Annotated in this window: 21 protein-coding genes and 1 tRNA gene; 5 read left to right on the top strand and 17 right to left on the bottom strand. The window is 66.6% G+C overall.

The window, feature by feature from the left end:
• Nucleotides 1-233: 233 nt before the first annotated feature.
• Both SP5_RS05245 and SP5_RS05240 read right to left on the bottom strand, forming a co-directional pair.
• Nucleotides 234-4,835 carry an NAD-glutamate dehydrogenase gene (locus tag SP5_RS05245; protein ID WP_157013589.1) on the bottom strand — a complete coding sequence of 1,534 codons (4,602 nt, stop codon included), beginning with the start codon at nucleotides 4,833-4,835 and terminating at the stop codon, nucleotides 234-236.
• Between the two features lie 92 nt (nucleotides 4,836-4,927).
• Nucleotides 4,928-5,710 (bottom strand): PAS domain-containing protein, encoded by a 783-nt coding sequence (locus tag SP5_RS05240; protein ID WP_052811414.1) that lies wholly within the window; start codon nucleotides 5,708-5,710, stop codon nucleotides 4,928-4,930.
• A gap of 209 nt (nucleotides 5,711-5,919) precedes the next feature.
• Between SP5_RS05240 and SP5_RS05235 the strand changes: the two genes are divergently transcribed.
• Nucleotides 5,920-5,995 (top strand) — tRNA-Thr (locus tag SP5_RS05235).
• 150 nt (nucleotides 5,996-6,145) lie between these two features.
• Entirely contained in the window at nucleotides 6,146-7,363 is a 1,218-nt protein-coding gene (locus SP5_RS05230; protein ID WP_042485094.1) for a tyrosine-type recombinase/integrase, read from the top strand.
• A gap of 31 nt (nucleotides 7,364-7,394) precedes the next feature.
• On the opposite strand, the gene SP5_RS18700 is transcribed toward SP5_RS05230, so the two are convergent.
• Entirely contained in the window at nucleotides 7,395-7,595 is a 201-nt protein-coding gene (locus SP5_RS18700) for a helix-turn-helix transcriptional regulator (protein ID WP_084220569.1), read from the bottom strand.
• A gap of 530 nt (nucleotides 7,596-8,125) precedes the next feature.
• On the opposite strand from SP5_RS18700, the gene SP5_RS05225 reads away from it, so the two are divergent.
• Nucleotides 8,126-8,374: a helix-turn-helix domain-containing protein gene (locus SP5_RS05225; protein ID WP_042485091.1), complete on the top strand. Its 249-nt coding sequence runs from the start codon at nucleotides 8,126-8,128 to the stop codon at nucleotides 8,372-8,374.
• A 2-nt stretch (nucleotides 8,375-8,376) separates the two neighbouring features.
• Complete coding sequence (locus SP5_RS05220) at nucleotides 8,377-9,708, top strand: type II toxin-antitoxin system HipA family toxin (protein ID WP_042485089.1); 1,332 nt, start codon at nucleotides 8,377-8,379, stop codon at nucleotides 9,706-9,708.
• A 226-nt stretch (nucleotides 9,709-9,934) separates the two neighbouring features.
• Here SP5_RS05220 and SP5_RS05210 read toward each other — a convergent pair whose 3' ends face one another.
• The 6 genes from SP5_RS05210 to trbJ form a co-directional block, all read right to left on the bottom strand.
• The gene (locus SP5_RS05210; protein ID WP_042485086.1) at nucleotides 9,935-10,165 is read right to left on the bottom strand and encodes a DUF2274 domain-containing protein; all 231 of its coding nucleotides are present in this window, start codon (nucleotides 10,163-10,165) and stop codon (nucleotides 9,935-9,937) included.
• A gap of 1 nt (nucleotide 10,166) precedes the next feature.
• Entirely contained in the window at nucleotides 10,167-11,342 is a 1,176-nt protein-coding gene (locus SP5_RS05205; protein ID WP_042485138.1) for a TraB/TrbI/VirB10 family type IV secretion system protein, read from the bottom strand.
• A gap of 47 nt (nucleotides 11,343-11,389) precedes the next feature.
• Nucleotides 11,390-12,226 carry a P-type conjugative transfer protein TrbG gene (gene trbG, locus SP5_RS05200; protein WP_042485082.1) on the bottom strand — a complete coding sequence of 279 codons (837 nt, stop codon included), beginning with the start codon at nucleotides 12,224-12,226 and terminating at the stop codon, nucleotides 11,390-11,392.
• A complete protein-coding gene (gene trbF, locus SP5_RS05195) occupies nucleotides 12,223-13,041 on the bottom strand; it encodes a conjugal transfer protein TrbF (protein WP_042485079.1) in 819 nt (272 codons plus the stop codon). The genes trbG and trbF overlap by 4 nt, the downstream gene beginning before the upstream one ends.
• A gap of 3 nt (nucleotides 13,042-13,044) precedes the next feature.
• Nucleotides 13,045-14,331, bottom strand: coding sequence for a P-type conjugative transfer protein TrbL (gene trbL / locus SP5_RS05190; protein ID WP_042485076.1), 1,287 nt, complete (start codon nucleotides 14,329-14,331; stop codon nucleotides 13,045-13,047).
• A 133-nt stretch (nucleotides 14,332-14,464) separates the two neighbouring features.
• A complete protein-coding gene (gene trbJ / locus SP5_RS05185; RefSeq protein WP_042485135.1) occupies nucleotides 14,465-15,217 on the bottom strand; it encodes a P-type conjugative transfer protein TrbJ in 753 nt (250 codons plus the stop codon).
• A 302-nt stretch (nucleotides 15,218-15,519) separates the two neighbouring features.
• Here trbJ and SP5_RS05180 point away from each other — a divergent pair, with 302 nt between their 5' ends.
• The gene (locus SP5_RS05180) at nucleotides 15,520-16,497 is read left to right on the top strand and encodes a serine hydrolase domain-containing protein (protein ID WP_245613407.1); all 978 of its coding nucleotides are present in this window, start codon (nucleotides 15,520-15,522) and stop codon (nucleotides 16,495-16,497) included.
• A gap of 105 nt (nucleotides 16,498-16,602) precedes the next feature.
• Here SP5_RS05180 and SP5_RS05175 read toward each other — a convergent pair whose 3' ends face one another.
• The 8 genes from SP5_RS05175 to SP5_RS05140 all read right to left on the bottom strand — a co-directional run bounded on the left by SP5_RS05175 (nucleotide 16,603) and on the right by SP5_RS05140 (nucleotide 25,127).
• Nucleotides 16,603-17,907: a type II toxin-antitoxin system HipA family toxin gene (locus SP5_RS05175; protein ID WP_042485074.1), complete on the bottom strand. Its 1,305-nt coding sequence runs from the start codon at nucleotides 17,905-17,907 to the stop codon at nucleotides 16,603-16,605.
• On the bottom strand, nucleotides 17,897-18,337 hold the full coding sequence (locus SP5_RS05170) for a helix-turn-helix transcriptional regulator (RefSeq protein WP_052811413.1): 441 nt from the start codon (nucleotides 18,335-18,337) through the stop codon (nucleotides 17,897-17,899). The genes SP5_RS05175 and SP5_RS05170 overlap by 11 nt, the downstream gene beginning before the upstream one ends.
• Nucleotides 18,338-18,517: 180 nt before the next feature.
• Nucleotides 18,518-20,983 carry a conjugal transfer protein TrbE gene (trbE, locus tag SP5_RS05165; protein WP_042485072.1) on the bottom strand — a complete coding sequence of 822 codons (2,466 nt, stop codon included), beginning with the start codon at nucleotides 20,981-20,983 and terminating at the stop codon, nucleotides 18,518-18,520.
• 10 nt (nucleotides 20,984-20,993) lie between these two features.
• Complete coding sequence (locus SP5_RS05160) at nucleotides 20,994-21,278, bottom strand: VirB3 family type IV secretion system protein (RefSeq protein WP_042485069.1); 285 nt, start codon at nucleotides 21,276-21,278, stop codon at nucleotides 20,994-20,996.
• Nucleotides 21,275-21,616: a TrbC/VirB2 family type IV secretion system protein gene (locus tag SP5_RS05155; RefSeq protein WP_042485066.1), complete on the bottom strand. Its 342-nt coding sequence runs from the start codon at nucleotides 21,614-21,616 to the stop codon at nucleotides 21,275-21,277. The genes SP5_RS05160 and SP5_RS05155 overlap by 4 nt, the downstream gene beginning before the upstream one ends.
• Nucleotides 21,613-22,617 carry a P-type conjugative transfer ATPase TrbB gene (trbB, locus tag SP5_RS05150; RefSeq protein ID WP_084220567.1) on the bottom strand — a complete coding sequence of 335 codons (1,005 nt, stop codon included), beginning with the start codon at nucleotides 22,615-22,617 and terminating at the stop codon, nucleotides 21,613-21,615. Before trbB ends, SP5_RS05155 begins: the two co-directional genes overlap by 4 nt.
• Nucleotides 22,614-23,057: a hypothetical protein gene (locus SP5_RS05145; protein WP_042485063.1), complete on the bottom strand. Its 444-nt coding sequence runs from the start codon at nucleotides 23,055-23,057 to the stop codon at nucleotides 22,614-22,616. The genes trbB and SP5_RS05145 overlap by 4 nt, the downstream gene beginning before the upstream one ends.
• A 3-nt stretch (nucleotides 23,058-23,060) precedes the next feature.
• Entirely contained in the window at nucleotides 23,061-25,127 is a 2,067-nt protein-coding gene (locus tag SP5_RS05140; protein WP_042485124.1) for a conjugal transfer protein TraG, read from the bottom strand.
• Between the last annotated feature and the right edge of the window lie 432 nt (nucleotides 25,128-25,559).

Genomic DNA, 25,559 nt, shown 5'->3' with positions numbered 1-25,559 from the left:
AAGGGCTCGACCAGGCTCAAGGTCACGTCGTCACAGTCTAACTCTCTGCGCCTCTGCGCGAACAAACCCTATTCTCCGCGTCTCCGCGTCTCCGCGTGAAATCAATCTTCGCGTCATCGCGGCTTCGCGTGAACAAAAACGCCGCGCAGGAGGGAACTCCCACGCGGCGTTTTGCGCGCCTCCAGCGACACAGGAACTGGACCCCGGCCTTCGCCGGGGAACAGGTCTTTCCTTTATCGCCCGAGCAGCACCCGTGCCTGGCCAGCGATCTGGGCCAGCATCGCGGCGTTCGGTTGGGCGGCCAGGCGCGCCCGGTCGATCACCGCCTTGAACTGGCCGACACGCGCCGCATTGCGCTCCAGCCATGCCTCGACCGCCGCTTCGGGGTCGGTCGCGCCCGCACGGCCCAGGAAGTCGAGCCGCTGCTGCTGGAAGTCGCGCGCCAGCCCTGCGATCAGCAGCCGTTCCCACGGATCGCTCGGGCTGATCCGCGCCGCCTGCCCCTGCGCCCAGTCGAGGCCCAGCGCCTGACCCAGACGGGTAAAGGCATGGGTCAACCGCGTCTCATCGAGCGACAGGCGCTGGCCCAGATCGGCCAAGCCGACCGCGCCGTCGAGTTCCGACACGCGCACCACCTGTGCCGCGAGATCGGCGGGCGCACCCGCCTCCTCCAGCGCGGCGACGACCCGCGCGCTCTGCGCCTTGGCCTCGTCGCGCAGCAGGGCGGGCGTTTCCGCCGCCAGCCGTTCGATACCCGGCTGCAACCGCTCCAGCGCCGCGCCGGGTGATGTGCCCGCAGGCATGGACCGCAGCAGGTCGGCGATCTGCGAACGGGTGGCGCGTGCCACTTCGTCGAACAGCGCGATGCGCGCCGCCTCGGGCATCGCCGCCGTCTCGATCGCGGTCCACAGACCGTTCAGGTCGAACAGCCGCTCGACCACGACGAACATCGCCGCGATGTCGGCCATGGCCGCGCCCTCTTCCTCCGCCAGCTCGAACGGGTGGAGGATGCCCATCCGGTTGACGATCCGGTTGGCGAGCTTGGTCGCGACGATCTCGCCGCGCAGGCGATGCTGGTCGATGGCCTCGCCAAATTGCTCGCGCATCGCGGGCGGAAAGGCCGCGTGCAGATCGGCGCGCAGTTCGTCGTCGAGCGCCAGCGGACTGGTTTCGATCGCGTCCTGGAGCGTCAGCTTGGCGGTTGCCAGCAGCACTGCCAGTTCGGGCCGGGTCAGCGCGATGCCGTCCTGCCCGCGCCGCAGCAGCACATCGTTGCTGCCCAGCCCCTCGACCGCGCGGTCGAGCCGCCCGGCGCTCTCGAAGATTTCGATGACGCGGACATAGCTGGGCATCGCGCCCGCGCCGTCCGCCTCGGCGATCGACAGGCCCAAGGTCTGGAGGCGGTTATCCTCCAGCACGATATGCGCGACGTCTTCGGTCATCGAGGCGAGCAGCGTGTTGCGGTCGTCCTCCGCCAGGCGGCCCTCGATCATCTCGCGGTTGAGCGCGATCTTGATGTTGACCTCGTTGTCCGAGCAGTCGACGCCCGCCGAATTGTCGATGAAGTCGGTGTTGATCCGCCCGCCGCGCTCGGCAAAGGCGATGCGCGCGGCCTGGGTGACGCCCAGGTTCGCGCCCTCGCCAATGGCGGTGACACGCAGATCCTCGGCATCGACGCGCAGGCGGTCATTGGCCGGATCGCCGACCTGGACGTTATTCTCGGCCGCCGCCTTGATGTACGTCCCGATGCCGCCGAACCAGAGCAGATCGGCAGGCGCCTTCAGGATCGCCGAGATCAACGCCGCCGGCTCCAGCGAGGTGGCGGTGATGCCCAGCGCCTCACGGATTTCGTCCGACAGCGGGATGGTCTTGGCCGAACGCGGGAAGACGCCGCCGCCGGGCGAGATCAGGCTGGTGTCGTAATCCGCCCAGCTCGACCGGGGCAAAGCGAACATCCGCGCCCGCTCGTCCCAGCTCGTCGCGGGATCGGGGTTCGGATCGAGGAAGATGTGGCGATGGTCGAACGCCGCGACCAGCTTGATCGCCTTGGACAAGAGCATCCCGTTGCCGAACACGTCGCCCGACATGTCGCCGCAGCCGACAACGCGGATGGGCTGGCTCTGCACGTCGACGCCCCGCTCGGCGAAGTGGCGCTGGACCGACACCCACGCGCCCTTGGCGGTGATGCCCATCGCCTTGTGGTCATAGCCTTGGCTGCCTCCGGAGGCGAAGGCATCGCCCAGCCAGAAGCCGCGCTCCAGCGCCAGCGCATTCGCGACGTCGGAGAAGGTCGCGGTGCCCTTGTCGGCGGCGACCACGAAATAGGGGTCCTCACCGTCGAGCACGCGCACGCCGTCCGGGTGCACCACCGCGCCCTCGACGATATTGTCGGTGATCGACAGCAAGGCGCGGATGAACACGCGGTAGCTTTCCTTGCCCTCGGCGGCCCAGCCGTCGCGGTCGGTGACGGGCGACGGCAGCTGCTTCGGGTAGAAGCCGCCCTTGGCGCCGGTCGGCACGATGACCGCGTTCTTCACCCGCTGCGCCTTCATCAGGCCCAGGATTTCGGTGCGGAAGTCGTCGCGGCGATCCGACCAGCGCAGGCCGCCACGCGCCACCGGTCCGGCGCGCAAGTGGATGCCCTCGACGCGGGGGCTGTAGACCCAGATTTCGCGCCACGGCAGCGGCGCCGGGAGCCCCGGAATCTGATGGCTGTCCAGCTTGAACGCCAGCGCTTCCTTGCCCGCCTCGGCAAAGGCGTTGGTGCGCAGCGTGGCCGCGATCATGTCGCGGAAGCTGCGCAGGATGCGGTCGTCGTCGATCGCCGACACCGCATCGAGGCCCGCCGCAATCGCGGCATCCGCAGCGGCGATATCGCCGGTCGCCTTCGGGTCGTGCGCCGCCGTGAACCGCTCGATCAGCGCCGTCGCCAGCCTGGGCGCGCGGCGCAACGCATCGACCACCGTGGTCAGGCCGTATGGCAGACCCGCCTGGCGCAGGTAGCGGAACCAGGCGCGGAACAGCACCACCGCCTGCGGGCTGAGACCTACATCGACGATCAGGCGGTTGAAGGCGTCATTTTCCGCCTTGCCCTCCAGCACGGCGGCGATCGCGCCCTCCAGCACCGCCGCGCCCTTGGGCTCGGTCGTCGCCTCGGTCTCGACGATGAAGTCGTGGACGAACGGATCGGCATCGTCGCGCAGTCGTGTCGGCAACTCGCCGATCACGCGGAAGCCGAAATTCTCCATCACCGGCACCGCGTCCGACAAGGGCAGCGCGCCGTTCAGCTTGTAGATCTTCAGCTGGCGATCCTGGCCCGGCTGGACCGGGAACAGGCGGACCGAACGGCTCGACTCATTCTCCAGCGATGCCAGCCGCAGAATGTCGGCGGCCGCTTCCGAGGCATCGCTGACATTGCGGTAATTGGTCGGGAAGCCATTGGCCCAGCGCAGCGCCAGGCGGGCCGCGCGGGGCGCGGGCACCTGCTCGGCCAGCGCGGCCTCGACATCGGGCATCCAGCCGCGCACCATCTTGCGCAGCCGCTCCGACAGCGCCGCCGTGTCGGGCAGGCGGCCGTCCTGGCGCAGGTCGATCGTATAGCGGATCAGCGCGACGACGCCGTCCTCCAGCGCGATCGACCAGTTGAGCAGCGAGCCGTTCGCCGCCTCACCCAGCATGTCGCCGATGGCGACACGCCGCGCGGTGGTCAGTTCGTCGCGCGGCAGCCAGACGAAGGCGAACAGATGCCGCTGCAACACCGAGCGGATCAGCACCAGCTCGGGCCGCGGACGATCGGCCAGCGACATGGCGGTCAGCGCCAGCTGTTCCAGCGCCTCGCCCGGAAACGCCGTGACCAGATCATGCGGCAGCGCGGTCAGCGCATGGGTCAGCGCCTTGCCGGTATGGCCGCGCGGATCGAACCCGAACTTGGCCTGCAGCGCGGCGAGGCGCGTGCGCAGCACCGGCACCTCATGCGGCGGACTGCCCAGCGCGGCGCTGGTCCACAGCCCGGCATGGATCGACAGGCCGACGACGCGCCCGCCCTCGATCACCGGCACCAGCACCAGGTCGAGCGGCACCGAACGGTGCACGGTCGAGATCGCATTGGACTTGAGCAGCAGCGGCGCCGCACCGCCCTTGACGAAATAGTCCAGCGCGCGCTGGCGCGACGTCTCGGCGAGCAGCGGCACCTTGTGCGGGGTGCGCGCGACTCCGAGCGCGGGGGCGTCGCGGCCGTCCTCGAACCACTTCTCATGGCCCAGCAGCGTCAGCTTGCCGCCCAGGAACCACAGGAGCAGCGCCGCGCCCTCGCCATTCTTCTCGCCCAGCGTCGTCGCATCGGCGGCCAGTGCATCCTGCAATCCCGACCAGTCTGCCACCGCCGCGCGAACATCGGTCAGCACGGCGCGCAGATCGTCGACCAGCCCGCGCCGGTCGCGCGCATCGGCGCGTTCCATTTCCAGATAGATGAAGGATTCGGACTTTCCGCCCGTGCCGATCGCCTGAAGCTGTCCCTCGGCATCGCGGGTGACGGGCAGGACGGGGTGGATCACCCGGTCGATTGCGATACCGTCCGCGCCGACCATCGCCGCGATCGAATCGACCAGGAAGGGCATATCGTCATTGACGATCGCCAGCCGCATCCGGCGGTGCGTGTCGTCGCCCGACATGGGCTCCAGCGCGATCGACGGCGCGCTGGGCGAGCGCTGCTGGGCCACCTCCGCGACGAAGGCCGCCGCAGCAGCCACCTCCGCGGGGCCGAACCCCTGCAACTCCGCCGGAAGGGCGCCCTGGGTCAGCCGCGCGGCAATCGCGTCGGCCATCGGATGCGACATATTCGGTGCCATGGCGGTAAGTCCTAGGCCGGGCTTTCGCGCCGCTCAACCCTCTGCACCGAGAGAAAAGATGTTGCGCCGCAGCGCAATTTTCATTGCGAAGCGCGCAATACCCTTTCGGCCAGGCGTGCGTCGCCGACTACCGTCCCGCTGATAGAAACGCTACCATCCTCCGCCACGCGTCCGACCATCACCACGGGGGTCCCCGGCTGCGCATCGGTTGGCCATGATATGGTAGCGATAGTCCTGGCCTCCTCCCCGCTGGAGGACGGCGGCGCGTTCCACAGCGCGGCGGCCGAACCCGGCGGCGGCGCCTTGATCTCCCCCGCGGCGGAATCCATCAGCTCCGAATCGAGCGCCGCCTGCAACAGCGGATCGGCCAGTTCCTTCCAGCTGAGGACGCCGTGGATGAAGTCGATCATCAACCCGTCGGACGAATAGGGCAGCAATATGCCACGATACAGCGTCATGCGCCCGCGCGCGTTGACAAACTCGGCCTCGAACCCGGCCGGAGCCTGATCGGCCAGCACATGGTCGAAATGCCGGGTCAGCCGGGTCAGCAGCGACTCTCCGGGCAATTCCCCGATCCGCGCCGGTCGCGCCGCCGTGCCGCATTCCTCGCGCAGCGCCTGGCCGATATAGGCGATGGCCGGGTCGATCCGGTCGCCGCGAAAATCCAGCAGTACCGAATTGGCGGCGAAATCGCCGATCGCCTCGGTATCCAGCGCACGGATCGAGGGGAACCGCGCCTCCCCCGACAGCGAGACCCAATGGTGATAGGCCCGTGCATGAAGCCGCCGCTCCACCGCGCCCAGCCGCGACAGCGCATCCTCCGCCCCGCCCGCGATTTCGCCTGCAATCCCACCAGCCCCCATTTGCTCGCCCGTCGGGCTGGGCGGAACAGGATCCCGGGGGTTTTTCGGTTCGTGGTCCATGACGGTCTTCCTGGTCATGCTCCCGTCATGCTCTGACATCGTTAACCACAGGTGAAGATCGCTCCACCCGCACACAAGCCGCTTGCCAGCCCCCCACCGACCTGTTAAGCGCCCCCACCTGACCGGACACCAGCCGGTTCACGAGACGGGCCGCTTTAGCTCAGCTGGTAGAGCATCGCATTCGTAATGCGGGGGTCACAGGTTCGAGTCCTGTAAGCGGCACCATCACGTCCCCGGAACAAACCTGGAAAACCGCAGAAATCTGCGGTAAACTGCCTCCCGGCGGTCCCGTGAAATCTCATTATGTTCCGCCGTGGCCCACTCAAAAGGGGCCACGAATCATGGGGCCACGAACGTTGCAGGAGGCGTGGCCCCATGCTTACGGTTGTGCAGATTCGGGCGCTGAAACCGGCAGAGCGTCCCTACAAGGTGGCCGATTCGGACGGCCTGTATCTACTGGTGCAGCCATCCGGCGCCCTGCTCTGGCGCTTTCGCTATCGATGCTGCGGCATCGAGCGCAAATTGTCGCTGGGCAGTTTCCCCGATGTAACCTTGGTTCAGGCGCGCAGGAAGCGCGACGAGGCGAAGGCCGAACTCGATGACGGGATCGATCCGGTCGAGGAAAAGCGCCAACGGCGATTGAAGGCCGAACTCGCCGCGCAGACAACTTTCGCCCTGGTGGCGGAGGAATATATCCAGAAGATGGAGCGGGAGGGACGTTCCCCCGCCACCATCAAGAAGGCGCGCTGGTTCCTGGAACTCCTCGACGGCATCGCCAAGCGTCCGATTGCAGCGATCACCCCGCATGAGCTTCTCGACGTGCTGAAGCGGGTCGAGCGTCGCGGGCATCATGAGACGGCGCTTCGGCTACGCTCCTTTGCCGGTCGTGTCTTTCGCTATGGTTTCGCGACCCTGCGCACCGAGCGCAATCCAGCCGACATCCTGCGCGGCGCCCTTACTGTTCCGCGCGTCAAGCATCATGCCGCGATCGTCGAGCCCAAAAAGGTCGGCGACCTGCTGCGCGCAATCGACGGGTACACGGGCCGTCCCGAGACCCTGCATGCACTCAGGATCGCGCCGCATGTCTTCCTGCGCCCGGGTGAACTGCGGCAGGCGAAATGGAGCGAGATCGACTTCGCCGAAAAAGTCTGGCGCGTGCCGGCCGAGCGCATGAAGATGAAGCAGCCGCATGCCGTACCCTTGTCGCGGCAGGTGCTGTTCCTGTTGCAGGATCTGCGGTCGCTGGCGCGGGACAGCGAATTCCTCTTCCCAGCGCTTCATACTACCAAGCGCTGCATCTCGGACAATACGCTGAACGTCGCGCTGCGCCGCCTGGGGTTCGAGAACGACGAGATGACCAGCCACGGCTTCCGCGCCATGGCCAGCACGCTCCTCAACGAGTCAGGGCTGTGGCATCCCGACGCCATCGAGCGCGCGCTGGCCCATGGCGAGAAGGACAAGGTGCGCGCCGCCTATCATCGCGGCGCGCACTGGGCGGAACGGGTGCGCATGGCGCAGTGGTGGTCGGATTATCTCGACCAACTCCGGATCGGCGGTGCCGTCATCAAGGGCAAGTTTCGCAAGCGAGCGTAGGACTTGCTACGCCTGCCATGCGATGATGGCGTCATTTCGCAGGATCGTAGGAAGCGGGATTGCGCATCCACTCGTCGATGGCCGATGCACGCCAACCTATGCAGCGGGTGCTGAGCTGAGTGCTCCTTGGAAAGGTGCCGTCGGCCATCTTGCGATATAGGGTGGAACGGCAAAGTCCTGTCTGCGCCAGGACGGCGTTCAGACGGAGAAAGCGGTCAGGATTAGCGGACATGGGTACCACCTTTCGGTTTTTGCGGTTGGGAACCGCTAAGGTCCTGTTTCCCCGCTAAGTGGAGTAGAGCCTCTCTGGGTCCTCCGGGGTGCTCGCGAGGGACATTCGCTACCGTCTCTCGCGATGCTGCAGGAACGGCATCGACGCCGCTGGCGTGGTGCCAAGCTGCTCCGTCTGGATCCATTCTGTTTTGTGACCCGAGGCAAAGAGCGCGAGTGTCGCAATGCTTGGTGGATATCGACGGCGCCCCACCCAAATCTGCGCAAGGGCGTGAAGGCAAGGCTGGCAAACGTTGGAATCGCGTGCGTTACATGTCGTCGTCCAACCATGCTGACGAGAATAGCTCTTCCCCGCCTCTGGCCGCTACCCTCGCGGACGCCCGATATGGCCCAGCGTCCTTAACGTTGATAATGCCCCACAGGGTATAAATTGCATTTACTCCCTGCAGGGTATAAATACACAATATACCCTTCAAGGTATATCGCTAGTTTATCCCTTATAGGGTATGCCGTCACTGAAAGGCGTCTCCCGTGGCCCATATTGCTCGCTCTCCCAAACAGCTCGGTGCGCTCATCCATAACGCGCGGACCAAGCGCAACCTCACCCAGCAGGCTCTGGCGGCCTTGGTTGGCACCGGGCAGAAGACGATCTCCCGCATCGAAAGCGGGCAGACGGGTACGAAGCTCGACACCCTGTTCGGTATCCTGGCAGCGCTCGACCTCGACATGCAAATCGCACCGCGCAGCAAGGGCAGCGCTGACCTGAGCGAAATCTTCTGACAATGGCACGCCGCAAGACCCACGTTCCCCTGAACGTGCTGATCAATAATCGCCTCGTCGGCCGCCTCGAGAAGGAAACGAGCGGCGCCGTATCGTTCCGCTATGATCAGAGCTGGCTCGAGTGGGAGCACGCATTTGCGGCCTCGCTGTCACTGCCGCTTCGTGCAACCACCTATCGCGGCGCGCCGGTACTCGCCGTTTTCGACAACCTGCTTCCCGACAGCGCCGATATCCGACGCCGCGTGGCGGAGCGCACGGGTGCCGAAGGTACCGATCCGTACAGTCTCTTGGCCCGCATCGGCCGGGATTGTGTCGGTGCGATGCAGTTCCTGCCCGACGGTGAGGCCATCGACGCCATAGGCGATATACGGGGCGAAGCTTTGAGCGACGAGGATATCGAACACCTCCTCGACAATCTCAAAGGTGCGCCGCTCGGGATCGATCCTGGCCAGGAATTCCGAATCTCGATCGCGGGTGCGCAGGAGAAGACCGCGCTGCGGCGCCACGACGGCCAGTGGCTGCGTCCAATCGGAACGACTCCGACAACGCATATCCTAAAGCCTCAGCTCGGCGAGATTCCGACCTCAACCGGCACGGTCGACATGACCGCCAGTGTCGACAACGAGCATTACTGCCTGGCGCTGCTGGGCGCCTTCGGCTTGCCGGTCGCGAAAACCGAGATCGTCACCTTCGGAGCGCGGCGCGCGCTGGTCGTAGAGCGGTTCGATCGCCGATGGCTCGCCGATGGCCGGCTGCTGCGCGTTCCGCAGGAAGACTGCTGCCAGGCACTCGGCGTGCCATCCTCCCAGAAATACCAAAGCGAAGGTGGTCCCGCCGCGGCGGACATCATAAGACTGCTCGGCGGCAGCGACGATCCGACCGAGGATCAGGCGACATTCCTGTCGAGCCAGATTATATTCTGGCTCATCGGCGCGACCGACGGACATGCGAAAAACTTCAGCCTCTACCTGCGTCCAGGCGGCGGCTTCAAGCTGACGCCCTTCTACGATGTCCTGAGCGTCCAGGATGCTGTCGATCGCGGACAGTTGGCACAGAAGAGTTTCCGGTTGGCAATGTCGGCGGGCACCAGCCGCCATTACCGGATCGAGGAAGTCCTGGGCCGGCACTTCGTCCAGACCGCGAGAGCCGCGGGTATCGGCCCGACCATTATCGACAAGGTCATCACCGACATTCGCAAAAAAGCCGTCACGGCCGCGGACGTCGCGCGGGAAGCAATGCCGGACGACTTCGCCGACGACGTCCATGCCAGCGTAAGCCGAGCGATCGCCGATCGTCTGGCACGTCTCGACACGGCGTTTACGGAGCTAAGCTAGTCGCGTTGCAAAACATGCCCGGCATGCCCCTCTCCGCCACCCTCATTGTCGGTAAACCGCTTGAGGCTGCGATACTGGACCAGCGTGGCACGGCCGACCTTCGTCGTCTCGAGGTCGCCCGACTAGATGAGCTCGTAGATCCGCGAGCGGCTGAGGCCGGTGATGCAAACCGCCGTTGCCACGCGGACCGTCAGCGGCTTGATCTTCCTTTCCCATGCCCGCTCGATCATTTCTGCCCCCGTACTCGCGCGTCGCGCTCGCGCACGAACGCCCGATCGCTCTCCAGGAAGGCCGACAACATCGCGGGGATCAATTCGGTGACCGGCTCCTCGATGCCATAGGTCGAGGCATAGGCCGCAGCATAGGCCTGCAACGACGACTGGAGGTCCGGCGTGATGGTGATGGCCAGCTTGACCGGCGTGCGGTCGGGCAGCTTGCCGAGCTTGAGATCGGCCATGTCAGCTTGTCCTTCTCGGATAAGGGGCGAGGATGAGATCGTGGGTCACCAGCAAGCGGACCGGCGCGCCGGGACGGATCGTGACCGTCGGCTGGACGTCGAGGTTGCGCTGGGTGATCTGGTCGCCGGCCCGCGCGACGTTCATCTGGGCGGACTGGCGGATCGCCTGCACGAGGTCGCTTCCGCCGGAGATCGACAGCTCGGAACCGACGCCGAGCATGGTCGCGATCGCGACACCCTTGAGCAGCGTCCATGTGTGGAAATCGACCCAGTCGGCAAGCCCGGCATAGCCTTCCGGGTCGGTGGCAGGCATGTTGTCGAGCCGCACCGAGCTGCCGTCGGGCAGGATCAGCCTTTGCCAGATCACCAGCGCACGGCGCTGCCCGAACGCGACGACGCTGTCATACTTGCCGATCAGCCGGGCACCCTGTGGTACGAGCAGGATCGTCCCCGTGACGGTATCGAACACGTTCTGGGTGACCTGCGCGGTGACCATGCCGGGCAGGTCGGAACTCAGGCCGGTGATGAGGCTTGCCGCGATCACGCTGCCCGCCAGCAGGCTGTTGGGCGAAGCAGGAGTGACGAGGGCGCCGACGTTGAGATCGCCGCCCGTGTCTCTGGCCGCGGCGAACTGCTCCTTGCGCGTCCCCGTCGCCGTCGCAGGGATGGCATCAGGGTCTTCGGGGCCGACGGAGGAAGCAGGGGTGACCACGCTATGGCCGGTCGTGACCTGCGCCATCAGGCCCGATTCTCGCGCCGCCTTGAGGTCGGCCATCCGCTGCTGCCGTGCTGCCGCGACCGTATCGACGGACGGAGGGGCAACGGTCGCTTCGGCCCGTTCCTGTGCGCGAAGGATTGGCCGGCCAAGGTCGCCGGGAAGCGGTGGGCCGAGCCTGGGCGCATCGCCATAGCTGGCCGGGAGGCCAGAGAGTGCGTCGGCGGCGGGCTTTGCCATCGGCTGAGACAATTCGCTGTCCTGCGCGACGTGCCGGAAGACCTGCGGCTTCAACGCCATCCAGGCGATACCCATCAGGCTGGCCGAGCCCAGTGCGGCGAGGCCGATGATCGCACCCTTGCGGAAGCGGATCGCGCGTGCCGGACGGGAACGGATGGCCAATGTCTCCGGGTCGACCTTCGGCGGCTGGGCGGGCGCCTCGGGTGCGGGCGCGTCGAGCATGGCTTCGGCGGGCGAAGGTGCGTCTGACGAAGGTTCGGCAATCTCGGTCATGCCCCCCTCCGCTGAGCGGATGGCCCGATCCTGTCGATGCGGACGACCTGCTGCTTCTTCAAGCCGAGCCGGAGTTCGGCCGCGTCGAAGATACGGTCGACGACATAGAAGCGGTCGCGCAGCCGGTAATTGACCAGTTCCACCTTCCCATCTGGGCCGACGACGAAAAGGGGCGGTGCATCACCATTGGCCAGCGAAGCCGCAAACTCGACATAGGTCCTCGTCCCGTCGTCGAACACGCGCAGCGGCCGCCATGGCGGGCGGTCGCCGCTGATCACGTAGTTGAAATGCAACTGCTCGACCGCCAGCCCCGTCGCCCCCGGTGGCGCAGCCTGCGCGGCTTCCGCCTTGCGTCGCACGGCCAGCAGCTCGTCCTGTGGATAGGTCCAGCGCAGCGAGGACAGCGCCGTTGCCGGGGTGCTGGCGAGCCTGAGATGATAGGCGCGCCGGTCGGTCGTGATGACCAGGTTGGTGAGCAGGCCTGCGGAGACCGGCTTGACCAGCACGTGCGTCTGCTTGCCGTCGCCCGAACCGCTCGTCGTATCGCCGATCACCCAGCGGGCGGTATCGCCGCTCGCGACCGCCACGAGGGTCTCGCCGGGCTGGAGCGCAATGTCCGTTACCAGCTCCGGCGCGGTATAGACTTGATAGATCGTGCCGTCGCTGAACGGATAGACCTGCGCGCCGCTGACGAACCCGTTCGCTGCCGGCTCGACCGTGGCGTTCCGTGTCGCGGACCGCACCGTCTTGAGCGGTGCCGCGGTGCGATCCTGCGCCCACGCGGGGCCGGCCAGGACCATGGTGGCGATGGCCGGCAAGATGACGGATTTCATGGGTTCTTCTCCTGTGAGTTGGACAGGCTCACCGCGCCGGATCGGGCGCCGAGTGAAGGATCGAGCGGTGATCCGAATGGAAGGTTCGCCGGCGACCGGGTGGCGGGGCGTGGGGATGGCGACGATGGCGCGATGTCCAGTTCGCGGCTCCAGTCGATCGCGTCGACATAGATGCCGAGCGGGTTCTTGCGCAGCACATCGGCCGATGTCGGCGCGCGCATGACGATGGTGAGGATCGCCGTCCAGCGCTGGACGCCGGCCTGGCTGCCGCGCTCGAACATGGTCTCGGTCCATTTGACCTGGAACGACGTGTCGGACGCGCGAACGACGCTGGTGACCTGCACCGACACCGTCCGGTCGCCGACCTGGGCAAAGGGCGCTGCCGACCGGGCATATTCCCCCAGGAACTGGGCACCGCGCTGGGTCGCGAAGTCATAGGCCTCGAGCCAGTCGCGGCGCATCAGCACCGGGTCGAGCGACACCGAACGGATGTTGGTGATGAACCGCGACAGGTGCCACGCCACCTGCGGGTCGGTCGGCCGGTATGCGACGTCGGCCGGCTTTACTGCACGGGCCTCGCCGAGCTTGTCGACCTCGACGACATAGGGCGTGACGCGGCTCTGCACCGATTGCCAGGCAAGGGCTGCCGACGTTCCCGCGGTCAGGGCCAGGCAACCGAACGCCATCAGCCGCCAGTTGCGCGCCTGCACGCGCGCTGAGCCGATCCGCTCGTCCCACAGCTGCCCGGCACGCAGGTAGGGTGTCTCGGGCGACGGCGTTCGACCGTAGCGCTGCACGCTTCGCTTGAAGACCATGGTTCAGTCGTTCCTTTCCTTGATGTCGGGAATGGCGGAGCCGCCGCCACGGTCGCCTTGGCTGAGCGCGTGGATCGCGACCTGGCGGCGATGGCGGCTCGTCTGCTGGTCGCGCATCGCCCGCGCCCAGGCGGGCGTGCCGCCCTCGGCGTCGTTCGTGCCCGGCGAAGCGTCGGAGGTTCGATGGAGCGCCGACCAAGCGGCGTTGCGACCTCGCTCCGCGGCAGCGCCAAGCCCGAAGGTGCTTTCGATCTTTTGGGCCGTCGCACCCTTGGCGGCAGCGGCCATGCCGTCGACTGCAGAGCCGCCCGTCTCGCGACCGAGCTGCGCGGCGGTCGAGGCAGCCGATCCCATCGCGGTGCCGGCACGCACCGCCCCCAGCGCAGCGCCGGCCAGGGCGCGCGCGCCGCCTGCCGCCGCGCCGCCCGCCAGCATCGCGATGCCGCCGGCGCCGACCGCACTCCCCAGCGCCGCGCCGGCGCCGAGTTGCGGCGCGCCTGACACAAGTCCCGAGGCGATCGACGGCCCGAAGATGCCGAGGCCGAACAGCGACAGGCTGGCAAGGACGAGGCTCATCGCCTGGCCGATGTCGGGCTCCTGACCCCGCAGCGCTTGCGTGAACTCGGCGAAGAAGTTGGAGCCGATCCCGACGATGACCGCCAGCACCATCACCTTCACGCCGGACGAGACGACATTGCCCAGCACGCGCTCGGCGAGGAAGCTGGTGCGGTTCCACAGCGCGAACGGCACGAGGATGAAGCCCGCCAGGCTCGTCAGCTTGAACTCGAGGATGCAGACGAACATCTGCACCGCGAGGATGAAGAAGGCGACGATCACCAGCGCCCAGGCGAACAGCAGGATAATGATCGTCAGGAAATTGTCGAAGAAGGTCGTGAACCCGACCATCTCGCTCGCCTGGTCGAGCAGCGGCCACGCCGCCGAGAAGCCGGTACCAGCGAGCCGCCCGGGTTTCAGCAGGTCGTCCGCGGACAGCGTGCCACCGCCGGCGGTCAGTCCGGCCTGCGCGAACGAGCGGAAGATGATGTCGGCAAGGCGAGAGAAGCTGTTGAGGATGAACGCGAAGGCGCCGACATAGAGGATCTTCCTGAGGAAGCGTCCGATGACATTGTCCTCGCCGCCCATCGCCCAGAACAGGCCGGCAAGCGTGATGTCGATGCCGATCAGCGTTGCGGTCAGGAAGCCGACGTCAGGACCGAGCAGCCCGAAGCCGCTATCGATGTAAGTAATGAACGCCTGCAGGAAGCGGTCGATGACATTGAGGTCGTTCATGGGATCCTCTTCCTGGCAAAGTGGCGAGAATGTCGCGGGGCGCGGTGGGGAGCGGGACCGCGCCCCGCGACGGCGACCGATGATCGGGGCATCACCGGCCGCTGGCCGGATCGAGCCTGTCTACGCCGTGGGCCTATTGGGACGTGTAGGCTGATCCGGAGCCGAGGAACTTCCTGGTCGCCGCGCGTGCTTCCTGTGCCTGCGTCGCGCGCCGTGCCTGCTCGATCGCCTCGCTACGGAACTGCGCGGCCATCATCTGCTGGAGCTGGAACTGCTGTTTGGCAGTCAGGGCAAGGAGCTGGTTGGTGGCCTGCTGTGCCTGGAGGGAACCTTCCGCGCCTTGGCTGCGCGCGACGATGTCGGCGAGCGCCTGTGTGTCGGCCCGGACGTTCTCGACGACCTGCGCCTGCACCGTCATCGTCTGGCGGAAGGCACCCATGCTGGCATCGAGCCGCGCGCGGGCATCCCGCACGCGGGTGTCGGTGCGGAGCGCCGAGGAGAAGTCGGCGGGAAACAGCGATTTGAACTGGTTGTCGAGCTGGCCGACCCGGAAGTCGATCGCCTGCGCTCGGCCCATCAGCCGGTCGATCTCGGCAAGCTTCTGCTTGAGGACGTCGAGCTGCGGGAAGTCGATCCGGCTCAGATTCTTGCCCATGGCGACGAGCATCTGCGCCTCGTTCTGGAGCTGCCGGATCTGCTGGTTGACGCTCTGCAGCGTGCGCGCGGCGGTCAGGATGTTCTGCGCATAGTTTCGCGGATCGAACACGATCCCGCCGAACTGCGCATGGGCCGGCGTCGCCGCCGACATGACCCCCATGATGAAACTGCCCCTGGCAGCGGCGGCGAGCATGGCGGCGATGACGCGGCGGCGGTCGAGGAACGGCATGACGATCTCCAGTGCTTTGGCACCCGTACCCGCGTCGATCGCGGTCGGGTTCGGCATGGAGTGTCGGCTTCTCGGCGCCGCGGCGTCAGATACCGGTTGGGGTCAGCACGGGTCCTTGTGAGGACAATCACGAAACCTTCCCCAAAGACCCGGCAGGTGTTGTGGCCAGACTTCGACGCCGCTACGTGTTGTGCATGAGTAACACAGTCGATCTTCTAAAGCGGACAGTTCACGCAGGCTTGATCGCGCTGCTGGCTTGCGCCTCGATGGCGGACGCCGGAGCCAAAACCACTTTGCCGGATATGACCCCGGCTCTCCGAGAACTGAACGTGGAGAGCGCTTCGGTCGCCGTGATCCGCAACGGACGGATTGTCTCGACGGGCGCCTGGGGCATGGCAGGGCCGAACCGGGCGGCGACCGTCGCCACGCCCTATAATCTCGCCTCGCTGACGAAGCCGCTGACGGCGGAAGTCATCCTGCGCCTGGTGTCAGCCGGCTGGCTGTCGCTCGACGAGCCGATGGATCGCTACTGGAGCGATCCCGACCTGTCGCGCGATCCCCGGCGGATGAAGCTCACCGTCCGCATGGCGCTGAGCCATCGCACCGGGTTGCCGAACTGGCGCGACGCGAAGGGACTGGCCTTCGATCATGATCCCGGCACGACCACCGGCTATTCGGGCGAGGGGTATCAATATGCCGCGCGCTACGCCGAGCGTCGCACCGGGCAGTCGTTCGAGACGCTGACTGGCCGCTGGCTGTTCGCACCCGCCCACATGCGCGCCTCCGGGTATGTGTCGGCGCAAGGCGAGACGGCGCCGATCGCGGTGCCCTGTGACGACGCCGGCAAGCCGCTCTCCGTCGAGCGGGTGACGCGCTACAACGCTGCCGATCTCGCGCACGCGACAGCGCGTGATTATGCGCGCTTCCTCATCGATGTCCGCAACGACCGGAGCCTGGCCGCTTCCGTCGCAGCTGAGCGCAGCAGATCGCAGGCCGACCTGACGCCCGGAATATGTGCCGGATCGAAAGCCGCCACTTGTCCGCGCCGGACCGGCTTTGGCCTCGGCTGGCAGCTTCTCGGCTTTCCTGGCGGTACGACCATGCTCCACACCGGCAAGGATGCCGGGGCCTTCACCTTCGCCGCGATCGATCGTGCGAGCGGCGACGGCATCGTGATCCTGACCAACAGCGACAACGGATGGCGGGTCATCCTGCCCATCTTCGAACGCACCGGCAGCGATCCAAAGCTGATCGCCTTCCTCCGCGGCCAGATGAACTGACAGGACCAAGGTCATGCTGACTGCCCTGACCGTTGCCGCAACCCGTCTCGTCTTCGTTGCAGTTTAGCCGAGCGGCATCGAGCGACCAAGCGCGATCGGTTCAGACTAGCCGCGGATCGTGGCGGCGCGCTCCGCGAGTACGGCCGCCGGCCCTTCAAGCTCGTAGAACGCAAAGGGATTGAGAAATTGCCGTCCCCAGAACAGCGCCCTGTCCACTTGTCCCAAGCCCGCCTCTTCGCACAGCGAGAGCCATTGCGCGCCAATGGTCTCGATCTGCCTGGACACGATCGCGATGGCCTGGTCGGATGTCAGATGGAAGTCGCCGGCGGCGGCCAGGCAGGTGGCAATCTGGCTCGAGCGGCGCCGGCCCACGATCAGCATCGCTTGGCTGGCTTCCTGGCCGGCGCGCGCCTGTGGGCAAATGTCGTAGGCGGGCGTGAGGGCGAGCTGCGAACCGTCCCAGAACGCGGCGTGGTTGCGCGCATGATCGTCGACATTGCCGACCAGGATGTTGAACGTCAGTCGCGCGAACAACTCGTGCAGGGTCGCGGTCGGATCGATGAAGCGGAAGCGTATCTTCTCGGCAAGGTCCTGATAGCTCGCATAGCGCGCCTGCATCTCGTCGAGCTCGAGGATGGTAAGGGCCGAGACCATCGCCCGCCGATGCCAGTCATTTTCGGTCGGCACGCGATCGAACCGCTCGACTAGAAGCACGTCCTTGCCCGCAGCATGGATCAGCCGGACCGGCGCGACCGATAGCCCGGCGAGCGCGGCCAGGCGCATCGCGATATATTCACCCTTCACGACCGAATAGGTATCGCCGCTGCTGGAGAATTTGGCGACGTATTTCCGCGATCCGTCCGTGAGCAGCGCCTTGGGACGGGCACCGCCGATCGAACTGCCATGATGAAGGGCCTGGTCGAGCTCCGGCGTGAGCGGCAGGTTCTTCTCGACCTTCTCCGCAGAGGCGAGCAGTTCCTCGACGGTCGCGTGCCTGCCGCCGCGTGGAGCATAGACGGTCGCAGACATCTGGAAATCCAGTGCGCCGACCCGGTCCGATCCGGATTCGAGCAGGAAGACCAGTTCGTCCAGCTCGATCCCATCAAGGTCGTCGCCCTTGATCCCGAAGGTCCTGTTGAGAATGACACGCCGTCCCCACGCGTCAGGGGCGCCGTCGCGGATCGCGCTCGCCATCGCGAGAGTGCCGAGGGGCGCGATGGGTTCGCCCACGAGCGGGAGTTCCGGCAGATAGAGCGGGATGGCGTCGGTCCGTTCGCGGTACGAACGGCCATAGATGAACTGAATGCGCTCGCCATCGGATACCAGCCGGCCGGCAACGACCGGCGTCGTGGCTTCGGGCAGCCAGATCCAGACAAAGGCCTCGCGCGGATGTGGCAGCCTAGAAGTCATCGCTGATGCTCAATGGCTTCGGCCGCACGCGGCGAGGAAGCAGTGCGAGGCGCTTGCCCGCTTCGTCAAGCCGCATCGACACCCCCTGTGCATCCTCTTCGAACAGCGGGATGCCGAGGATGGCACAAGCCTCGAAGGCAAGTCCCAGCTCGACTTTCGGATCACCCTTTTCCAGCCGATGCAAGGTGCTGCGGTCGACACCGAGCCGGTCCGCCATGTCTTGCGCGGTCATCCTGCGCGCCTTGCGCTCGAGCTGCACCAGCATGCCGAGGAGCTCTACCGCTGCCATCGTATAACGCGCATAACTGCGCTTCTTTGAAGCAGGCATCTGTGGCACCCAACCAGCATCAAGCGGCTTTACGCCGGATGCATCCAGCACATGCATCCTCGAATGCAAGTTGTCAACGGACATGCTGTATGCATCGATCATTAGCGTCGTTATTGATGCACCCATCCACCAAGACATCCTGTCGTTGACTGTTCGTCCGTTACCGGCAAGTAGGTCCGGGGCGATCGATTTTTGCAATTATCGCGCATCTGAGATGCACCATAATTTCGGACCGAGGCAATCTGGCTGTGACCGCAGCAGGCGTCGCGTGATCCTGCATCGCTAGAGTGATGCTCCGACAAGTTCCCGCTGAGGGGCATTCACCATGAGGTCGGCCGCCCAACCAAGACCGGCATCGCGCAGGAAGGCTTTGGCGAAGCCATCGCGGCCATGTTCGGCGAGCATGGCCGCGATCCGCTTCTGCGTCGCCGTGTCCGACGCGCCGCACAGCGCCAGCGCGATCGGGCCAAGCCCCAGTTCGAACAGCCGGTTCCCGCGCGCCGACTGGAGATAGTAATGGCGCTTCGGCGTCGCCCGCGCGATCAGCTCGACCTGCCGGTCGTTGAGGCCGAAGCGCGCGTAGATGTCATGGCCCTGCGGCTCGACCGCCCGGTCGTTGGGCAGCAGGATCCGCTGCGGGCAGCTTTCGATGATCGCGGGGGCGATCGCCGAGCCCGCGATGTCGGCGAGGCTCTGCGTTGCGAAGACGACCGCGACATTCTTCTTGCGCAGCACCTTTAGCCATTCGCGGATACGCGCGGCGAAGAGCGGATGGTCGAGGAAGATCCACGCCTCGTCGAGGACCAGCAGCGTCGGGCGACCGTCGAACCGCGCCTCCAGACGATGGAAGAGATAGGCCAGCACCGGCGCGACCGCGCTGGCCTGTCCCATCAGCGCCTCGGTCTCGAAGCATTGGACATCGGCAAGGTCGAGCTGCTGCTCGGCCGCGTCGAGCAAGCGGCCGTGCGGTCCCTCGAGCGTGTAGGGCTGGAGCGCGAGGCGCAGCGCATTGGACTGGAGCAACAGCGCGAGACCGGTCATGGTCCGCTCGTCGCGCGGGGCGGAGGCGAGGCTGCCGAGCGCGGTCCACATCGCGTCCTTCACCTCCGGGGTGACCGGCACGCCCTCGTGCGCCAGCAGCGCCGCGATCCATTCGGCGGCCCAGCCCCGCTCGACGGCATCGTCGATATCGACGAGCGGCTGAAAGGCGAGCGTCGTGCCGTCCGCCTCCGCCGCGCCCAGTGCATGGTGCGCGCCGCCCATCGCCAGCACCGCCGCCCGCGCGCTGTTGCCCTTGTCGAAGATATAGACCTGGGCTTGACGGTAGCGGCGGAACTGGAGCGCGATCAGGTTCAAGAGCACCGACTTGCCTGCGCCGGTCGGCCCGACCACCATCATGTGCCCGACATCGCCCACATGGGTCGACAACCGAAACGGCGTCGATCCGGCGGTCTTGGCGACGAGCAGCGGCGGCGCTTCCTGGCCCATGACCGCGGCGAGATGGTCGTTGCCTGCCGGGCCGGCCCAGACCGAGGAAAGCGGCATCAAATGCGCGAGGTTGAGCGTATGCACCAGCGGCTGGCGGACATTGGCATAGGAGTGGCCCGGCAGGGACGAAAGCCAGGCCTCGACCGCATTCACGGTCTCGCGCTTGGCGGTGAAGCCGAGGCCGTTGACGATCCGCTCGACCGCGCGCACCTTGTCCTCGACCGCTGTGCGGCTGCGGTCGCTGACCGTGATCGTCGTCGTCAGATAGCCGAAGGCGACATGGTCGCCGCCGAGCACTTGGAGCGCCTGATCGGCATCGGCGACCTTGTTGTCAGCATCGCTGTCGAGCAGCTGCGCCGGGGAATTGTACATGACCTCGCGCAGCAGCGCGGTAACCGACTTGCGCTTGTTGAACCATTGGCGCCGAAGCGAAGTGAGCGTCCTCGTCGCCTGGGTCTTGTCGAGCGGGATGAAGCGCGTGACCCAGCGATAGCCGAAATCCTGATGATTGAGCGTGTCGAGGATGCCGGGGCGACTGAGGTTCGGAAAGCCCAGCACCGTCAGCGTGCGCACATGCAGCTGCCCGAGCATGGGCTCCAGCCCGCCGACCAGCGGCGTGTCGGCGAGGATGCCGTCGAGATACATCGGCGTCTCGGGGACGGCGACGGGGTGGCGCCGGTCGGAGATGGTGCCATGGAGGAAGGTCAGCGTCTCGCCGTCGTCGAGCGGGCGCACCGACGCCATGAAGCCCGACAGCAGGTCGAGCACGCGGTCGGTCTCGGCGACGAACGAAGCGAGCGTCCCTCGCCAGTCGCGTTGTTGGTCGCCGTCGGGGCGCTCGACAAGGCTTCGCCCGGCACGGTCGGTCGTGTCCGCCGGTGGCAGCAAGGTCAGCGCCAAGTGATAGCGGCTCTCGAAATGCGTGCCCGCAGCCTCGAACGCCGCCCGGCGCTCACGATCGACGAGCCAGCTCGCCGGGTCGGGAAAGTCGCTGTCGGGATAGGCCAGGGCCTCGCGCCGCTCGGCGTCGAAGAACAAGGCCCAGCCGCTGCCCAGCCGCTTGAGCGCGTTGTTCGCCCGTGCGCAGGCGCCGACCAGCTCGGCCTCGGTGGCGGATTCGAGATCGGGGCCGCGGAAGGCGAGCACCCGCAGGAAGCTGCCGTCCTTGTTCAGCACCACGCCCGGGGCGACCAGCGCCGCCCAAGGCAGGTGATCGGCGAGCCGCTCGGCACGGTCGCGATATTCGCCGAGGTACATCATGCCATCTGGCTCAGCATGCGAGATATCCCTTCTGGCGGATGTGACGGAGCAGGACCGGCGCGAAGTCGGGATCGCGCCGCGCCGCCATCACCGCGGCGCTGTGGCCGACGGCCCAGAGCAGCACCCCGGCCACCCATTGCTGGAGGCCGAGGCCGACCGCGGCGGCCAGTGTCCCGTTGATAATCGCGAGCCCGCGGGGCGCGCCGCCGAGTAGCAGCGGCGCGCCGAGCGAATGATGGATCGGCACCTCGAAGCCATCGAGGTGCCGACCGGTATCGGTCGCCGGGGCGGTCATGCGACCAGCGCCCCGCCGCCGAAGCTGAAGAAGGACAGGAAGAAGCTCGACGCGGCGAACGCGATCGACAGGCCGAAGACGATCTGGATGAGGCGCCGGAACCCACCTGCGGTTTCGCCGAACGCCAGCGTCAGCCCCGTCGTTATGATGATGATCACCGCGACGATCTTGGCGACCGGCCCCTGCACGGACTCGAGCACCTGTTGCAGCGGTTCCTCCCACGGCATGCCCGAGCCGGCCGCCTGGACCTGGGTCGCGAAGGTCAGGGCGAGGCCGATCGCTGCACCGGCGATGAGATTCCGCCGAGCGGTCGGGCGCGTGATGGAAAGACGGGTCATGGTCGGGTCTCCTTCGGGTTGAACGGGGACAGGTCGGCGAGCGTGTAGGCGCCGGTATCGGGGTCGAGCCCGGCGACACGCGCGATGGTCGAGACGCGACGGTCGACACCGCGCCCGGCGATGAAGACGACGAGGTCGATCGCCTCGGCGATGAGCTGGCGCGGCACGGTGACGACCGCTTCCTGGCAGAGCTGCTCGATCCGATAGAGCGCGGCTTGTCCGCTGTTGGCGTGGACCGTCGCGACCCCGCCTGGGTGCCCGGTGTTCCAGGCCTTGAGCATGTCGAGCGCCTCGGGGCTGCGGACTTCGCCGACGATGATCCGGTCGGGGCGCAGCCGCATCGTCGAGCGCACCAGCTGGGTCATCGACACCTGCGGCGGGCGCGTGCGCAGCGCCACCGTATCGGGTAGCGGGCATTGTAGCTCGCGCGTATCTTCGATCAGGATGACACGCGCGTCCTGCCCCGAGCGTTCCTCGGCCATCTCGGCCAGGAGCGCGTTGGCGAGCGTCGTCTTGCCCGAGCTGGTGCCGCCGGCGACAAGGATATTGTCGCGCCGGGTAACCGCGCCACGCAGCGCCTCGGCCTGAATCGCGGACATCAGCCCATCGGCGACATAGTCGTCGAGCGTGTGGAGCTTGGTGGCGGCCTTACGGATCGCGAAGCAGGGCGCTGGCGCCACCGGCGGCAGCACGCCCTCGAACCGCTCGCCGGCATGGCCTTCGACATGCGGCGGCAGCTCGGCAGAGATGATCGGGTGCTCCGCATGGACCTCGGCGCGGGCGTGCGAGGCGACCAGCCGGACGATGCGCTCGACTTGGTCGGGTGCCATCCGCACCCCGGTGTCGCTCCGGCCCTCGCCGAGACGGTCGAGCCGCAGCGCACCATCGGGATTGACCATGATCTCGACCACCAGCGGATCCCGCATCGCCACGGCGATGTCGGTCCCCAGCGCCGTGATCAGCATCCGGCGGCGACGCTCCGCGGACAGCAGGGCGCTCATCGGTCGCCTCCCCGCTTAGAAGGAATCGTATCGGCTTCCTGCGGCGATCCGCCGAGCGAGCGGCGTCCGGTCGAGACCTGTCGCCCGACCTGCGTCACGAAAGCCTCGAAGCGCTTGGCGCCGAGCGCGCGACCGGCGGCATCGTTCTCGGCGAGCGGTGTCTGGATCGAGAGCTCGAACCGGATGAACAGCGCCAGCGTCTCGAGGATGACATAGGTGTCCCGGTCGACCCGCCCGATTGCGTGCGTCAGCCGGTCGAGCCGTATCGCGAATCGGTCCTCCAGCTCGGACGCCCCGCGCCGGTTGAGCCAGGCGGTGACCGCATCGACGAGGATTGCCGACTTGGTCGCGCCGGGTTTGGCCGCGAGTGCCTCCAGCCGGTCGGACAGCGGTCTCGGGAGAAAGAGTTGATGGCGCACCTTGTCGCTCGTCTTGTCCATCGCTCAAATCCCCAGCTGCAGATCGTCGGGGCGGCCCGAGGCGGCATCGAGGCCATAGACCGTGCGAGCGGTGCCGACCTGCTGGGCAAGGTCCATCGCGCGTCGCTCGGCCGCCTGATCGCCATCGTCATCGCCCAGGCCGAGTGGGTCGGCGATCTCCGGCTCGACCATGATGGCCGGCTCGACCTCGTGGGCAGGATGCCGGGCCTGTTCGAGACCGCCGTCCTCTGTGTCTTTGCTAACGTCGGTGCTAACCGCGAGCCGCAGGTCGGCCCCGCATACCCGGCCGGCCCAGTCGTCGGGGCGGGCGGCGGGCACGTCGCGATATCCGCCTGCATCGAGCGTCGGCGGCGGAAGGACGCGCGCAGTGTAGCGCCGGTCCTCATAGTAGCGCAGCTTCCTAGCCCGGATCGGCGGATGGCCCGAGATCAGCAGGAGCTCCTCGGTCGGCGGGAGCTGCATCACCTCGCCGGGCGTCAACAGGGCGCGTGCGGTCTCCTGCCGGCTGACCATGACATGCGCCAGCCAAGGCGCGAGCCGGTGACCGGCATAGTTGCGCATCGCGCGCTGCTCGGTCGCGGTGCCGAGCGCATCAGATATCCGCCTCGCCGTCCGCTCGTCGTTGGTCGCGAAGGCGATGCGGACATGGCAATTGTCGAGGATGGCGTTGTGCTCGCCGTAAGCCTTCTCGATCTGGTTGAGGCTCTGTGCGATCAAGAAGGCGCGCACGCCATAGCCTGCCAGGAAGGCGAGGCTTGTCTCGAAGAAATCGAGTCGCCCGAGCGCCGGGAACTCATCGAGCATCATCAAGAGCGTCCGCCTGCTGCCGAGGCGGCTTCCGGAACCTGCGGCACCGGTTTTGCCGTCTTTGCCAAGGCCATGGAGCTCCTCGGTCAATCGGCGGCCGATCTGGTTGAGGATCAGCCGCACGAGCGGCTTGGTGCGGCTGATGTCGGACGGCGGTACGACGAGGTAGAGGGAAACGGGATGCGCCGCCTCCACGAGGTCGACGATCCGCCAGTCCGACGCGGCTGTGACGGCCGCGACGGTTGGATCGCGATAGAGGCTGAGAAAGGACATCGCCGTCGACAGCACGCCCGAGCGTTCGCTATCGCTCTTGTTGAGCAGTTCGCGGGCAGCCGAGGCGACGACGGGATGAACACTGGGCGCATCATCGGTGCCGAGATGGTTGGTCTCCATCATATGGCGCAGCGTCTCAGCGAAGCTGCGCTGCGGATCGGACAGGACGGTCGCGACGCGGGCGAGTGTCTTCTCTTCCTCGGCATAAAGGACGTGCAAGATTGCACCGACTAACAGCGCATGGCTGGTCTTTTCCCAATGGTTGCGCCGCTCCAGCGCACCTTCCGGGTCGACGAGGATATCGGCAATATTCTGGACATCGCGGACCTCGTTTACGCCGCGCCGCACCTCGATCAGCGGATTGTAGCGCGCCGAGCGCGCGTCGGTTGGATTGAACAACAGGCAGTGCGAGAAGCGTGCGCGCCAGCCGGCGGTCAGTTGCCAATTCTCGCCCTTGATGTCGTGGATGATCGTCGAGCTGGTCCAGCTGAGCAGCGTCGGCACGACCAGGCCCACCCCCTTGCCAGAACGGGTCGGTGCGAACGCCATGACATGCTCGGGGCCGTCGTGGCGAAGATCGTCACCGCCAAACCGGCCGAGGACGACGCCGCGATCGCCGAGCAGTCGGGCCGCCGCGACATCCTTGCGGGCCGCCCAGCGAGCCGAGCCATAGGTCGTGAGGTTGTTCGATTGTCGCGCCCGCCAGATCGATCCAAAGACCGCGGCGCCGCAACCCAGGAAGCCGCCGGCCGCAGCGATCGCACCGGCCTCGTCGAAGATGACCGGCGCATAGGCGTCGAACGAGAACCACCATGGAAAGATCGACCACGGATGGTAGATCGGACGATCGAATGCGATGAACCAGGGCGGGCCGAGCTGCGGCTGGTAGGCGAGCCGAGCAGCGGCCCATTGCGTCGCGATCCAGATACTCGCGACGATGATCGCGAGCACCACGAGGATCTGTCCGATAAGCAACTTGGTCGGTGTCACGAGCGTCTCCAGCCCGGGACCGGACATCCTGTCCTCCGGGCCGCCTCCACGATCGCATCATCGCCGCCGCACGATCAGACCCTCGCTGGAGCCGGCACGGACGTGTCGGGGGACATTGATGCGACGTCCACCGTATCCAGCGAGTGAACCAGCGTGGTCACGCACGCAAAGTCGAAGCATTGGGCAAAAGGCCTGATGCAAGCGATGCAGGCACCGGAGGACCGGTACGAGACCATCGCCAATAGCAGTCCCATCGATCCTTGAAGATCCGGTGGCCGTTCTTGAATGCCTGCATTCGGTGCCGCCGGGCAGCGATACGCTATTTTGTCGATGCCGACGGTGCATCGAACACTTGGTCGCTATCGCGAATATGCGTAAATTAGTCGCCGTTCATGCCGAAAAGGGCATCGACCGGGTCGCTGGCGCGTATGT

The sequence above is a fragment of the Sphingomonas parapaucimobilis NBRC 15100 genome (assembly GCF_000787715.1).
Classification (GTDB): Bacteria; Pseudomonadota; Alphaproteobacteria; order Sphingomonadales; family Sphingomonadaceae; genus Sphingomonas; species Sphingomonas parapaucimobilis.
Note: the sequence above shows the minus strand (reverse complement) of the source record. Positions and strands in the feature narration are given on the sequence as shown.

Excerpts from the sequence above, each read along its gene's own strand:
- SP5_RS05175 (WP_042485074.1), bottom strand. The coding sequence starts at position 17,907 with ATGACTTCTAGGCTGCCACATCCGCGCGAGGCCTTTGTCTGGATCTGG.
- SP5_RS05210 (WP_042485086.1), bottom strand. The coding sequence starts at position 10,165 with ATGGCCGATCTCAAGCTCGGCAAGCTGCCCGACCGCACGCCGGTCAAG.
- trbJ (WP_042485135.1), bottom strand. The coding sequence starts at position 15,217 with ATGCCGTTCCTCGACCGCCGCCGCGTCATCGCCGCCATGCTCGCCGCC.
- trbB (WP_084220567.1), bottom strand. The coding sequence starts at position 22,617 with ATGAGCGCCCTGCTGTCCGCGGAGCGTCGCCGCCGGATGCTGATCACG.
- SP5_RS05240 (WP_052811414.1), bottom strand. The coding sequence starts at position 5,710 with ATGGGGGCTGGTGGGATTGCAGGCGAAATCGCGGGCGGGGCGGAGGAT.
- trbG (WP_042485082.1), bottom strand. The coding sequence starts at position 12,226 with ATGAAATCCGTCATCTTGCCGGCCATCGCCACCATGGTCCTGGCCGGC.
- SP5_RS05220 (WP_042485089.1), top strand. The coding sequence starts at position 8,377 with ATGGCACGCCGCAAGACCCACGTTCCCCTGAACGTGCTGATCAATAAT.
- SP5_RS05180 (WP_245613407.1), top strand. The coding sequence starts at position 15,520 with ATGACCCCGGCTCTCCGAGAACTGAACGTGGAGAGCGCTTCGGTCGCC.
- trbF (WP_042485079.1), bottom strand. The coding sequence starts at position 13,041 with ATGGTCTTCAAGCGAAGCGTGCAGCGCTACGGTCGAACGCCGTCGCCC.
- SP5_RS05245 (WP_157013589.1), bottom strand. The coding sequence starts at position 4,835 with ATGTCGCATCCGATGGCCGACGCGATTGCCGCGCGGCTGACCCAGGGC.
- trbE (WP_042485072.1), bottom strand. The coding sequence starts at position 20,983 with ATGATGTACCTCGGCGAATATCGCGACCGTGCCGAGCGGCTCGCCGAT.
- SP5_RS05145 (WP_042485063.1), bottom strand. The coding sequence starts at position 23,057 with ATGGACAAGACGAGCGACAAGGTGCGCCATCAACTCTTTCTCCCGAGA.
- SP5_RS05155 (WP_042485066.1), bottom strand. The coding sequence starts at position 21,616 with ATGACCCGTCTTTCCATCACGCGCCCGACCGCTCGGCGGAATCTCATC.
- SP5_RS05230 (WP_042485094.1), top strand. The coding sequence starts at position 6,146 with ATGCTTACGGTTGTGCAGATTCGGGCGCTGAAACCGGCAGAGCGTCCC.
- SP5_RS05205 (WP_042485138.1), bottom strand. The coding sequence starts at position 11,342 with ATGCTCGACGCGCCCGCACCCGAGGCGCCCGCCCAGCCGCCGAAGGTC.
- SP5_RS05170 (WP_052811413.1), bottom strand. The coding sequence starts at position 18,337 with ATGATCGATGCATACAGCATGTCCGTTGACAACTTGCATTCGAGGATG.
- trbL (WP_042485076.1), bottom strand. The coding sequence starts at position 14,331 with ATGAACGACCTCAATGTCATCGACCGCTTCCTGCAGGCGTTCATTACT.
- SP5_RS05160 (WP_042485069.1), bottom strand. The coding sequence starts at position 21,278 with ATGACCGCCCCGGCGACCGATACCGGTCGGCACCTCGATGGCTTCGAG.
- SP5_RS18700 (WP_084220569.1), bottom strand. The coding sequence starts at position 7,595 with ATGTCCGCTAATCCTGACCGCTTTCTCCGTCTGAACGCCGTCCTGGCG.